Below are 13,464 nucleotides of genomic sequence, written 5' to 3'. Positions count from 1 at the left end.
CAGGGGCTCCCTGGGCCACAGTAGAGTGGAATAAATACCCGGAAAAGTAAAATAGCCCGTTGGTGCCAGGTATCGGATCGTGGGAACCCTTGAAAATTGGTGGATCTGACACCTGAAATAATTGTTTACAAACGGCGAAAAGCCTTATCTATTACACTTTGCAAGCCTGGATGCGAGAGAAGATGCGAGAAAGATTATCTCCGCCTCATAATTAACCCAGAACCAAACACCACGACAATCAGCCTCACTCCACATAAAAACTGGGAGGCTCCCAGGCTTTTTTTCCGGTGATTCAAAATAAAGGTCCTTATAGTCAATCCATGTGTCATCTGCTCGCCAGCCCACCACATCGCCCAATTTCTTGCTTGCTGCTATGGCTGATTGAGTATCTTGGGCAAAGTCTAGCTTACCACCGACTTCTATCCAAATGCTTTTTTGGACACTGAAGCCGAATTTTTTATTACTATTCTGTAGCCATAAGTCATCAATACGAATCAAATCTTGACAAGGGAAATTTCGCAGTGTGTCAATCCATAAAAAACTACCCGATTCTCTTTTACACACCTGTACCATCACCTGATAAGTATACTCATCTGCTTTCCGCCATTCCCGGTTTTGCATATACCCTTCCAGTACCCCATAGCTCAGCTCCATCACGCGTTGATAGGTAGCTTCCGGCACTCGTCTCGGGTTCTCATACCAGCAATCATAGGCTAGTGTTAGGGCCTCCTTACCACCCACATCACATAGCCCCTCAATCAAACGGGTAGTAGGCGTGACTTGAGCCGCATACAGCAATACTGTCCCCCGCCAAGCTTCATTTTTCTCAATCAATAAATGCTCTAACGTCTGTCGCTTAATTTCAGCCGCTGTCAAATATTCCTGTAAACTCTTATGGGCAAACTGATACTCCCTGGGTTCTCGCTCCACCAATAGCTCACTCACCCGGATTACTTTTTTGATTAACTCCTCTACCGGCACAGCGCCATCCAGGTCAGCCACATAGTCAGTTACTAATGCCAGCAGCTGATCATAAGCAATAATCTCAACATCCCGCCGGGTCATCTCCAGCGCCAGGGTCTGTAATACCTGCTGAGCCTGCTCTGGGGACAATACCATATCAATCTGTCTCGCCCTGGGTCGATCTCCCAGCTGTAGTCGACAGATCTCTTGATACAGCTCCGCCCGCTTCCGGGGCAGTTCACTGCCCGGATAAAACCGATGAAACGTGGCAATCATATTCAGCAACAGTGGATTTGTCGCCATTGCCTGTAGTTCGTCTCGCCCTTCAATCTGTTGCAATAAATCCTCTGCTTTCTTATTGGCAATATCGATGACTGCTAAGGCATTCTCTTTGCTCTGACTGCGCCCATACCGTTCTTGGCAGCCATACCATTTCCGCACAAAGTCCTCTCGCTGGTCTTCGTTAAATGGGTTCACCAACAGATTTGTTTTGGGTTTCTCCGCCGTATATTGCTTGTAGCCCCCCGGACGAGAGGTGAGAATAAACACCGACTTACTGTAGTTGCGGATCTGTTCACTAATCCACTCGCTGATGGCGGGCCGGTCTGCTTCCGCCACTTCATCAAAGCCGTCGAACATTACCAGTAGCTTGCCATTGCCTAGGGCGTTCTTAGCCCAGTTTGTTGGAATAGTTAACTGATCAGCCCTTGGTAGGTTAGCAATATAATGGTTTTCAAGTAACTCGGGTAGTGTAGGTGGATTTTCCTGGGTGAGTACCTGTTTCCACTTGCGCAAAAAGAAGAGTGCCGGTATCAACCTGGGGGCTTTAGAACGTCTCACTTTGCCGGGATTGTGGGCATAGGTAAAGGCCAGATGCTTCATTAACGTAGTTTTGCCAAACCCACCCCAGGCCTGAATCGCAATGGATCGATAACGGGGATTGTGCTTTGCTTCAGAGAGAATATCCCAAATGGTCAGAGGGTCTTGCTCTCCCTGCTTTCCCATCAGTGCCTGAATCTCTTCGGATTGTGTCCCCATTTGAAAGGGCACCACATCCCCAGCGGTATTTTTACTAAAGCCGCTGCCACTAAACTTGAGGGGCACAAACACTTCTGCTAGCAACGGTATTTTAATGTCATCGGGCTGGCGGTAGCCTTCCGTTTCGCTATACAAACAGGCGGCGCTTACCCGCTCTAGATATTTGCCGTCAAACCCCGACAGCTGCCATTGTAAGGCCTGATCCATCCGATCTAGCTTGTTAACTAGCGCCTCAGCGTCTTGGCTACCGCGCTCACTAAAAATTTCCCGCAAACGCCCCAAAAAGCTTTCGGTATAGGCGGCCCAAATCCCCGTTACCGCCGTCACCGGAAACATGGCAATGGACATGCCCCAGTCCTGTTGCAATAGGAAATGTAAAAAGGCACTGCCACTGCCCCCCAGGGGAGCCCAGCGAATAAACTGATTTAGACCTTGCTCTATCCAACGATGCTCAGGACCCGGCGGTTGATCAGCAGCCATAAACCCATCAAGAATCAACTTTTATGAATATGGCATTCATTCCGAGAATATGCTGCAAATTATTGATTTTTGTAGTCTGCCCCATCAATACACAGCGAGGGCAAAAAATCTGGCAAAGGTGGGTAGGCGTTGGCACCCCGTAGGTTGGGTTGCCCCCCATCGACATGTGTCGCACCTTGCCAAAATTCCCATTAACCCAACATTGCCGACCCCCTATTGGCTATATTTTTCCTCCAGATAGTCCACATAGGAGTTATTCGTATCTTCTGAGGTAAGTTAGATAACCCCAACCAGGCGTTGAGTCCAGCGATCTAAGCCAGGGATTGAATTTGCTTCAGATGAAAGAGCAGTTGTTTGGGTTGGACGAGTGTCCTGTTGAATCGATGTCAACAATGCTTGAACCAAATACCAGCGCTGGTCAATGGGCAGGTGTAATGCTTGACTCTATAATTCTTGCCAGGTCAATGGGCAGGCGTAATGCTTGACTCTATAATTCTTGCCAGGTCATTGGACTACTCCTACGTTATAGGGGTTGCAGGTAGCGATTGACTCTAGGATAGCGTGCCTGTTATTTTGCCAAAATTCGAATTCAATGAGGATCGTAAATTGGCGATGATGTCGGAGGGGGCATCCACAAGGGAGTGCCCCTACGTGGGGTTTCTGTTTTTGCCCTGCATGAAAATCCCCGGTTCAAAATGAATAACCCTGTAGGGGTGGTGCCTTGTGCCCACCCTGGGATAACAGACGCCATTCACCAGAATTCCAGATCACAAATATCCTCATGACAATCCGGAATTGTGAGGATCGCAACTTGGCGATGATGTCGGAGGGGGCATCCACAAGGGAGTGCCCCTACGTGGGGTTTCTGTTTTTGCCCTGCATGAAAAATCCCCGATTCAAAATGGATAACCCTGTAGGGGTGGTGCCTCGTGCCCACCCTGGGATAACAGACGCCATTCACCAGAATTCCAGATCACAAATATCCTCATGACAATCCGGAATTGTGAGGATCGCAACTTGGCGATGATGTCGGAGGGGGCATCCACAAGGGAGTGCCCCTACGCGTGCCATCATTCATACCCGCGGTTCAAACCAACAACCCTGTAGGGGTGGTGCCTTGTGCCCACCCTGGGATAACAGACGTCATTCACCAGAATTCCAGATCACAAATATCCTCATGACAATCCGAATTCAACGAGAAACGCAACTTGGCAACCATATCGCAAGGGGCATCCACAAGGGAGTGCCCCTACGTCGTGCCATCATTCATACCCCCGGTTCAAACCAACAATCCTGTAGGGGTGGTGCCTTGTGCCCACCCTGGGAGATCATTCCTCCAAACTACGTGGATCCAACGCATCCCGCAGACCATCACCCAACAGGTTAAAACACAACACCGTAATCACAATCAACGCTGCCGGAGGCCAAATCAACCACGGATGCAACACCAAAATCGATGCATTTGTTGCCGAAGATAACATGTTGCCCCAGGATGCATCCGGTTGCTGAATGCCTAGACCAATAAAGCTTAGGGCTGACTCTGAGAGAATATAACCCGGAATTGCCAACGTTGCTGAGATAACCACATAGGTGGCTGTCTGGGGCAAAATGTGTCGCAAAATGATGTGCAACGACCGCCCCCCCATGGCCTGACTCGCCTGCACAAAGGTGCGTTCTTTTAACGACAACACTTCACCGCGAATAATCCGTGCTAGGCCCGTCCAGCCAATAAATGACAGAATCAAAACAATTAGTAAGAATCGCTGGGAACTGCTGAGGCCCGCTGGTAACACCGCCGCCAGTGTGACCAACAAGAAGAAGCCTGGAATGGTCATAATCATTTCAACCAGGCGCATGATCACCGTATCAACGGTACCGCCAAAGTAACCAGAAATGCCGCCCACCAATAGGCCCAGGGGGAACGTAATCATAATTCCCACAAGACCAATGCTGAGACTAATGCGACCACCGTGGATCAATCGGCTGAGCTGGTCTCGGGCTGACTCATCGGTACCAAAAATATTCCACTTACCTTCACCAACGGTGCCAAACACATGACGGTCAAAGGTAAGCCCTTTGAAGAGTTCTGTCTCTTCTAGCTGCATGGACTCTTCAAAGGAAATACTTTTCACAAAGGGTAGCTTTAGCTGAAACAGCTTATATTCTGACCCTTTAACCCACAACCGAATCGGTGACGGCTTTGAAAAATCTGTCGCAGTCACCCGTTCACCGGTTTCAATGTCTACCGGTCCCTGGGTAACCGGATACACATGGGGACCAATAAACTGCCCAGATACCTGATCCGTCCAATACACCGTAGTCGGCGGTAACAACGACCCACTGGGCTGCTGCTCGTAAGGATTATAGGGAGCCGTTATCTCTGCAAACGCTACCGTTAGGTAGAAAATAATCAGAACCGTAGCGCCAAACCGGGCCAGGGAGTTTTGTTTGAGTTTTTTCCACCAGGTAGCTGACATATCTAAGGTTGGAGGAATAGGGCGTAGGGTTTACAGTTAAACATCAAACCCTGCGCCCTATTCTAAGCTGTCTGATGCGAGGCGACTAGCATTGTGCCGATGCCAGAGTTGGTAAAGGTTTCGAGGAGTAGTGAATGGGGCACCCGTCCGTCAATGATGTGAGTACCGCGGACGCCCTGGGCCAGGGCGCGGACGCAGCAGGTGACTTTGGGAATCATGCCGCCGGAAACGATGTCGGCATCGATCAATGCACGGGCTTCTTGAATGTCGAGTTTGTTATAGAGCGTAGAGGCGTCGTGGTAGTCCTTGAGGATGCCGGGGGTGTCGGTGAGCAGAATCAGCTTTTCGGCACTGAGGGCGGCGGCTAGCTCACCGGCCACGGTGTCGGCGTTGATGTTGTAGGGTTGGCCATTGGTGTCGGCGGCAACGCTGGAAATGATAGGAATGTAGCCTGCCTCTACCAAGGATTTGACAAGCTGAGGTTCGATGCGGGTGACTTCGCCGACAAAGCCGATGCCCTCAGCCGCATGGGGGCGGGCGGTGATCAGATTGCCGTCTTTGCCGCAGAGGCCAACGGCGCTACCGCCCGCTGCGTTGACTAAACCGACCAGTTCCTTGTTTACCCGTCCCACTAGCACCATTTCCACCACATCCATGGTGGGGGCATCGGTGACGCGCAGACCGTCTCTAAACTGGGGTTCAATATTGAGCTTGCTGAGCCAGGTGTTAATTTCAGGCCCGCCGCCGTGAACGACAACGGGGTGAATGCCGACACAGGCCATAAATACAATGTCGCGAATGACGTCGTCCTTGAGGCTACTGTCTTTCATGGCAGCGCCGCCGTATTTAATTACAACGGTACGGCCACGAAATCGTTGGATGTAGGGTAGGGCTTCGCTGAGGATTTGAACGCGATTGGCAGCGGTTTCCATATGGATTGAAGGGATAGGGAACGGGGGTAGGGACGGTCCATGGAACGTCCCTGCAAAATGGTTAATGATCGAGGGTGGTGCTGGTGGCCGGGTTTTCGGTAATGACGGTTTGTAGGGTATCGAGGATGCGGGATGCGATCGCATCCACCTTTTCCCCATGCTGATAAACCACCGTCGCATCGGCCTGGGCATAACGAGCCTGGCGCTGCTCTAACAGCGTGGTGAGCTTATGGCGCAGATCGCCCTCCTTTAACAATGGACGGGACTGATCCCGACTCAGGCGAGCGATCAGTTCATCAACGGCCACATTAATCCACACCACCAGCCCCGATTGTAAATAGCTCCAGTTCTGCTGTTTAATCACCATGCCACCGCCCGTGGCGATGACCGTGTGGGTATAGGGCGCAACCTGGCCTAGCACCTGGGTTTCAATATCGCGAAAAGCCGCTTCCCCCTGCGCCGCAAAAATGTCATTGATGCTTTGCCCAGTGGCCTGCACAATCACATCGTCAGTATCAATAAAGCGGTAGTTGAGAAGTTTGGCCAGGTGTTTGCCGATGGTCGTTTTGCCAGAACCCATCATGCCTACCAGGTATAGGTTTGTACCCTTAAGCAGCTCTGTGGTCATGTGCCATGTGCGTTTTTTGACCCACCCATTATCGGCCTATTCGGGGTCAATCTATTCGGCCCGATCTAAAAGCGCTTGCCAAAGTCGCTGCTGGCCGCCACCACCGCTATAAAATAGCAAATCAATTAATAGCTGAAAGGCAAGTTTCTCCAACACATTGGGCTTCACATCCGCTTCCATCCGTTCAGTATAGGTATTGCTAAACCGATCGAGATAGTCGCCTAAAATCGCCACACGGTGGGGTGGGGTACTGTCTGCTGTCGCCTTTTCTAACGCGGTTACAGCCTGGTGAATGGCCTGCCGATGTTTGCTGGCTAGCTGGGCTGTGGTCAACACTAGCGCCCGCGCCTCATCCACATCCAGTTTTTTACGGCCCTGCCCTTTACGCAAAGGACTCGACTGCCGCAACCGCCAAAGGTTTACCCGATCCGATAGGAAGGTGTTGAGTCCGGCGGCTTTGGCCTGGTCTAAAATTGCTTCTGATCCAATGCCCACAAGTGTTTCAAGGGCAATCAGCACCAGGTCAAGCTGGCCCTTAATAGAACGTAGTTGATCAGGGGTAAGGTTAACAGACACCACTAGGCACAACGGGAACACAGTTGGACCGCAAGGAAAAACCAGAATCGGGCGCATCCCATTAAGATCGCACCCTGATCTAGATTAAACAGTCACGTTGTAGTTTAACGTTGCATCGTCTCTAGTTCGCTATCTATCCCTTGATGCCATTGCCCTAAATCATGGATGCACTGTAAAGACTTTATTGAATTTAGTCGAAACTTTATCCGTATCTAATAAGGCCCATTGCGAATTCATTAACAAGGGACGGGGTCAACCATGGGTTGGGTCAGCATCATTGAGACGATTTCCAATGATCGCTTGCCTACAAAACCGATTACGCAATCTACCCTCAGGCAATTGCTAAAACGGAGTACACTTATGGGTCGCGCTAGCATTATTGAAGCTTATATTCAACGGCTGCTTGAATTGAATCAGCCGGTGACACCAGCCATCCTCGAAGCAATTGCTAAAGAGGTCGGCATTACCAAGGGTGAAATAGAGGCTATCAATGTACAGGTTAAGGGACATCTTAGCCGTGGCCAGAACTATATTGAATTTGGCTACCTGGAGAAGGCTCTTGATGAATTTAATCAGGCTAAAGCTCTAAATCCGATCAGCCTGGACGTTTTGTTTGCTTTAGTGAAGATTTATAACCTTCGCTACAAACAGGATAGTGGTCTGGAAGATCGTCAGGAAGCAATACGTCTGGCTAAGCGATGCATAGAACTACAGCCCCAGAATAAAGAAGCCCAGGCACTGGTGCGGTCTCTACGGCGCAATGCTATTCCTGAAGCAATCTCGTTACAGTCAAAGCCAAACATCTTTATTTTGATTGGCTTTCTAGAAAATGTCTTTAGTCCGACAATGCTCTCTCGTCGAACTAAGACAAAAATTGCCCTGCTAATTCTCTTTCTACAGCAGCCGATTCGTACCCCAAATGCAGCGGCATTGGTCAGTCAGCTAGCACTGCTAGTGGGTAGTGTCGGAATCATTGGTATTGGTTTTATGAGTGTTAGCCGTTTGCCTGTCTTTTCTGACACCATCGTCGAGATCGATCCAGAAGACACATTTTCTGACACCGCTGGACCCACAACGGCCAGTACCGGTAGCTACACCTTTGACCCAGGCCCCAATGTACCGGTGGCCTTTAACTATCCTGGCCTACTGATTGAACCGAGGTTGTCGCGCCTGGGTGAGTATAAAGGAGAGCCTTATTACAAGCTCCATGGCATTGTTATTAATGACAGTGGCCAAGAAGTTATCAAGCTTGACCTGAAGGTGGAATTGTTAGATGGGAATGGCTTGCCGATTTCCATTATTCATCAAGTTAGTGTAACTGACACAAACACCATCATCCGACCTGGCGATACCCGGTCTTTTAGACTCTTTCACAAAATTACGCCAGACTTAATGAGCGTTCGTGTCACTGTGAATGACATTCAGCAGGTTGTTGGTCTCACCACCTATGAGTCCCCCAGTGCTGATAGTTCTACCTGGAGCGCATCTGTCCCCTAGGGCAACAACTTTAAACTGTTGGGTCAAACAGTTTAGTCGCAACCGAGAGAAAAATGGTTCAGATTAAACTGGGACAGGGACACCATCAGCGACAACGGCACCTTGAACAATCTTGATCAAGATCCAATTTGTGCTCCTACCACAAAGACTTTACTCAACTTAGTCACATTTTTATCCTTATTCACTCAGGGGATAGGGAATGCATTGAGTAGACACGGAGTAGATTATGGGTCGAGATCGCATCATTGAAGCTTATATTCAACGACTGCTGGCTTGGGAAAAACCAGTAACGCACGCAACCCTCGCAGCCATTGCTGAAGAGGTGGGGATTACAGATGCTGAGCTGGAGGCCATTAACAACCAGGCTCAGGCACACCTCACCCGTGGTCGTGCGTACATCGAATTTGGCTGCGTTGATGATGCTGTTAAGGAACTCAACCAGGCAGCCAATTTGGATCCGCTTAACCTGGAGGTGCTGCATTCCTTAGCCAATGTCTATAACCTGCGCCATAACCGCACCAAAGACGCCACGGATCGTCAGCGATCGCTCCTCGTTGCCAGGCGTTGTGTGGAACTTAAACCCGATGACAAGGAAGCACTGGTTTTAATTAGCTTTTTAGAGCATAACCCGGCAAAAGGCCCAAAAAACGCCTCTCAATGGACCCGGCAAAAGGTGGCCCTGTTAGCCGGTGGCGCTGCTACGGTCGGCATTGGGTTAATGGGTGTCAGTCGTTTACCCATGTTCTCTAAACCCCCAGCACCCATGGGGCCTGCCCCCGGCACCATCGTTCCAGGGTCAGCCCTGTATGCCTCCGGCGATGCTACCCAGGCCGCTGCTGATACCGCAGCCAGCACGGTAGAACTAGACTTTTCCGCTGATGTGGACATTCCCGTTTTCTTCGACCATGCGGGTCTGGTGCTAGAAGCACGGCTGTCGGAGCTGGGGGACTACGAAAACGAGGTTTACTATCAGCTGCAGGGCATTTTTATCAATGCCAGTGACCAAGAGTTTAGAAGACTTGCGCTGAATGTGGAGTTCCTGGACCGCAATGATGTTGCGATCGCATCCACCAGCAAAGAAGCCATTGCCACCAGCGATGCCATCATTCGCCCTGGTGATACCCACACCTTTAATTTGCTCCAAAAAATTCCCTCAGATTTAGCCAGTGTGCGTCTGGGCGTCACCCATCTAGAGCAGGCCCCCGCCCGCAGAACCTATGTGCCACCCACACCGATCAACTACAGCTGGGAATCCTTAGAATCTGACAGCATCCGCTTTGAACTCGCCAGTCGCAGTGAAGACGTTGGCGTATCCGATATGGCGATACCCACTAAACCTGACAATCTGGACCCGACCGCTAACACCACCGACAAAACGGACACCGATCAGAAAAAGCCGCCCACAGGTCCGAATACTTTTAATGCTGAATGGGTGATTATCAATACCAGCGATGTCCCCATTCAAAAACTCAAGCTCGAAGCCAACTTTTATAGCGCCAACGATCGGCTTTTACAGAAAGAAGACATCCTGGCCATTCAAAATAACGACGCCCCGCTGCTGCCGGGTGAAATCCGCCCTTTCCGGGTGATTAAACCCATTGTTTCAGGGTATACCCGCTATCAAGTTACCGTAGTGGAGGCAGAATAGGTCATAAAGCATTGGTTAACCGCAAACACATTCATGCAAAAGATAAATCAGGAATTACCGGCATTTTGTTCGTAATTCCGTGATTTATTGCGTATTGCTATGGTGTAGATGGTGGCGAAATAACCAGGTCAACGGAGTGCCCCATGGGTCGCGAGCAAATTATCGAAACCTATATTCAACGACTATTGGCGTGGGAAGAGCCCCTAACAGCCGATAAACTCAGTGCCCTAGCTGCAGAAGTTGGGTTGAGTTCGGAGGATGTGGCTGCTGTTCAGCAAAAAGCCCAGGACCATCTTGAACGCGGACGCAACTACCTGGACTTTGACTGTCTTGATGAAGCCATCACAGAACTCACCCAGGCAACAGCCCTGGATCCATTAAATTTTGAAAGCCTGCAAACTCTTACATACGCCTACGATCAGCGCTATGGCAAACACAAGCATATCGAAGACAAACAACAAGCCATTGCCCTAGCCAAACGTTGCCTGGAACTGAACCCCAGCAACGAAGACGCGGTCATGTTAATCAGCGCCCTGGAACATGAAGTCAGTGGTCGTCAGCGCCTGCTGTGGTTTGGTTTAGCTGGCCTGTTATTGTTGGGCGGCTTGAAATTCACCGTTGACACGATTGTCAAACGGTCCGAAATCAGACAGCTCACCCAAGACGCTGTCCTTGAGGCCACCCCAGGGCAACCCTCTAGCCAGACCCCAGATCGCCCATCCGCTGCTCCAAACACCGCTGCTGAAGATATTGCAATTGACACCCCAGGCACAGGTACCGCCGTCGATATTCCCATCAGCTTTGACCAGCCCGGTGTCGTTATTGAGCCACGGTTATCTCGGTTAGATAACTACACAGATTCCTCTTACTACACGTTGCAGGGCGTGGTGCTCAACGATAGCGATCAAGAAATCGATAGCCTACAGCTACAGATTGAGTATTTAAACAAAGATGGCGTTGCGATCGCAACCGACAGCACAGATGCCATTGCCGAGAATGACGCCACCGTCCGCCCCGGTGATTCCCACGCCTTTGACCTGATCCAAAAAATCACCCCAGAACTGACCGACGTTCGCCTAAACCTCACCACCATCGACGAGGTTCCCGCTCCGCCCAATTACGCACAAGCCCCCCCCATCGACTACACCTGGAGTTTTCAGCAACCCACCCAGGTCAAGTTTGCATTAGCCACCCGCAGCGAAAACTTCAACCTTTACGACCTCACCGACAGCGCCTTTTTCGATGCCGAATGGAGCGTTACCAACACCGGCGACAGTGCCATTCGCAAACTCAAGCTACAGGCCAGTTTTTACAATACCAACGGAGAACTAATTCTCAACCAAGACATCCTTGCCGTTTACGGCAGCGACGCCCCCATGTTGCCTGGCGAAGTCCGCCCGGTGCGAGTGATTAAATCGATTGAACAAGATTATGCCCGGTATGAAGTCACGGTATTAGAAGCGGAGTAGCCCTCATCTCCCACCCCCTTCTCCCCTGAGCAACCCCGCTCATCACCGTGCCAAATCATCCCACCCCGCTCATTTCCTCGCATAATAGAAAATGCGGCTTTACGTTTCGTAAACTTGCATCATCTACCGAGGACCCCCCTTGGTCCCCCCTTCTAAAGGGGGGAAATCTCTGCGGGATTCTCATTACCACAAAGACCCACTTACCCCCATGGCCCGAGATCTCCGCGAATTCATTAACCTAGTCGAACAACGTGGCCAACTACGCCGCATCAAAGCCCTCGTCGACCCCGAGCTAGAAATAGCAGAAATCTCCAACCGCATGCTGCAATGCGGCGGCCCCGCCCTCCTCTTCGAAAACGTTAAAGGCTCTCCCCACCCCGTCGTCGTTAATTTGCTCGGTACCGTAGAACGCACCTGCTGGTCCATGGGCATGGAACACCCCCAGGAGCTAGAAACCCTGGGCAAAAAGCTCGGCATGCTCCAGCAGCCCAAGCCCCCCAAAAAAATCTCCCAAGCCATCGAATTTGGCAAAGTTCTATTTGACGTCCTCAAAGCCAAACCCCAGCGCGACCTGTTGCCACCCTGTCACCAGGTCGTCCTCAAAGGCGACGATGTCGATCTCACCCAAATTCCCATGATCCAGCCCTACCCCCAGGACGGTGGTAAGGTGGTTACCCTGGGGCTGGTGATCACCAAAGACTGCGAAACCGGTATCCCCAACGTCGGCGTTTACCGTCTGCAGCTCCAAGGCAAAAACACCATGACCGTCCAGTGGCTGTCAGTGCGGGGCGGAGCCAGACATTTACGCAAAGCGGCTGAGAATGGGAAGAAACTGGAAATTGCGATCGCAATCGGCGTCCATCCCCTAATTATTATGGCTGCCGCCACCCCCATCCCTGTGGATCTATCCGAATGGCTCTTCGCCGGACTCTACGGCGGCAGCGGTGTGCATTTGGCTAAATGTAAAACCATCGATCTAGAAGTCCCCGCCACGTCGGAATTTGTTCTCGAAGGCACCATCACCCCCGGCGAAGTCGCTATTGACGGCCCCTTTGGCGACCACATGGGCTACTATGGGCCGCAAAATGAGCAGGCCCCACTGATCCGATTCAATTGTGTGACCCACCGCAAAGAGCCCATTTACTTAACCACCTTTAGCGGTCGGCCCCCTAAAGAAGAAGCGATGATTGCCATCGCCCTCAACCGCATTTACACACCCATTTTGCGACAGCAGGTTTCCGAAATTGTGGACTTCTTCCTACCCATGGAAGCCCTCAGTTATAAAGCTGCCGTCATTTCCATCAAAAAAGCCTATCCAGGCCAGGCCCGCCGCGCCGCCATGGCCTTCTGGACCGCCCTACCCCAGTTCACCTACACCAAATTTGTCATCGTCGTCGACCATGACATCAATATCCGCGACCCGCGCCAGGTGATCTGGGCGCTCACCTCTAAAGTAGACCCCACCCGCGATGTGTTTATCCTGCCGGATAACCCCTTTGACTCCTTAGACTTTGCCAACGAAAAATTAGGGCTGGGTGGCCGCATGGGCATTGATGCCACCACCAAGGTACCCCCCGAAACCGATCACCAGTGGGGCGACGAGCTGAAGTCTGATCCAGAGATAGCCGCCATGGTGGAACGCCGCTGGGCTGAATACGGTCTGGGGGATCTAGAGATGGGTGAAGCTGACCCCAATTTGTTTGGCTATGATATCCGCTAGCAATTGACCATTATCAATTAATAATTGTCAATTGTT

The 13,464-nt window shown here is 51.0% G+C and carries 9 protein-coding genes; 4 read left to right on the top strand and 5 right to left on the bottom strand.

Going from position 1 to position 13,464, the window contains the following annotated elements; translation table 11 throughout:
* Positions 1–144: 144 nt before the first annotated feature.
* From SPB21_RS13125 to SPB21_RS13105, 5 genes are all read right to left on the bottom strand, one after another.
* A complete protein-coding gene (locus SPB21_RS13125) occupies positions 145–2,481 on the bottom strand; it encodes an NACHT domain-containing protein (protein WP_499866790.1) in 2,337 nt (778 codons plus the stop codon).
* 1,328 nt (positions 2,482–3,809) lie between these two features.
* Positions 3,810–4,958, bottom strand: coding sequence for an ABC transporter permease (locus SPB21_RS13120; RefSeq protein ID WP_499866789.1), 1,149 nt, complete (start codon positions 4,956–4,958; stop codon positions 3,810–3,812).
* Between the two features lie 62 nt (positions 4,959–5,020).
* A complete protein-coding gene (argB, locus tag SPB21_RS13115) occupies positions 5,021–5,890 on the bottom strand; it encodes an acetylglutamate kinase (protein ID WP_163664270.1) in 870 nt (289 codons plus the stop codon).
* Between the two features lie 61 nt (positions 5,891–5,951).
* Positions 5,952–6,518 carry a shikimate kinase gene (locus SPB21_RS13110; RefSeq protein WP_490793481.1) on the bottom strand — a complete coding sequence of 189 codons (567 nt, stop codon included), beginning with the start codon at positions 6,516–6,518 and terminating at the stop codon, positions 5,952–5,954.
* A 51-nt stretch (positions 6,519–6,569) separates the two neighbouring features.
* Positions 6,570–7,151 (bottom strand): DUF3038 domain-containing protein, encoded by a 582-nt coding sequence (locus SPB21_RS13105; RefSeq protein WP_163664274.1) that lies wholly within the window; start codon positions 7,149–7,151, stop codon positions 6,570–6,572.
* A 201-nt stretch (positions 7,152–7,352) separates the two neighbouring features.
* Here SPB21_RS13105 and SPB21_RS13100 point away from each other — a divergent pair, with 201 nt between their 5' ends.
* The 4 genes from SPB21_RS13100 to SPB21_RS13085 all read left to right on the top strand — a co-directional run bounded on the left by SPB21_RS13100 (position 7,353) and on the right by SPB21_RS13085 (position 13,428).
* On the top strand, positions 7,353–8,591 hold the full coding sequence (locus tag SPB21_RS13100) for a tetratricopeptide repeat protein (protein ID WP_499866788.1): 1,239 nt from the start codon (positions 7,353–7,355) through the stop codon (positions 8,589–8,591).
* Positions 8,592–8,817: 226 nt separating this feature from the next.
* Positions 8,818–10,239: a hypothetical protein gene (locus SPB21_RS13095; protein WP_163699508.1), complete on the top strand. Its 1,422-nt coding sequence runs from the start codon at positions 8,818–8,820 to the stop codon at positions 10,237–10,239.
* Positions 10,240–10,382: 143 nt separating this feature from the next.
* Complete coding sequence (locus SPB21_RS13090; RefSeq protein WP_499866787.1) at positions 10,383–11,708, top strand: FxLYD domain-containing protein; 1,326 nt, start codon at positions 10,383–10,385, stop codon at positions 11,706–11,708.
* Between the two features lie 208 nt (positions 11,709–11,916).
* Positions 11,917–13,428 (top strand): UbiD family decarboxylase, encoded by a 1,512-nt coding sequence (locus tag SPB21_RS13085; RefSeq protein ID WP_006514782.1) that lies wholly within the window; start codon positions 11,917–11,919, stop codon positions 13,426–13,428.
* The last annotated feature ends 36 nt before the right edge of the window (positions 13,429–13,464 follow it).

Source organism: Leptothoe sp. ISB3NOV94-8A, from assembly GCF_043421595.1.
GTDB classification, from domain to species: domain Bacteria; phylum Cyanobacteriota; class Cyanobacteriia; order Phormidesmidales; family Phormidesmidaceae; genus Leptothoe; species Leptothoe turfae.
The sequence above is the reverse complement of the archived record's forward strand: the minus strand, read 5'-3'. Positions and strand labels throughout refer to the sequence as shown.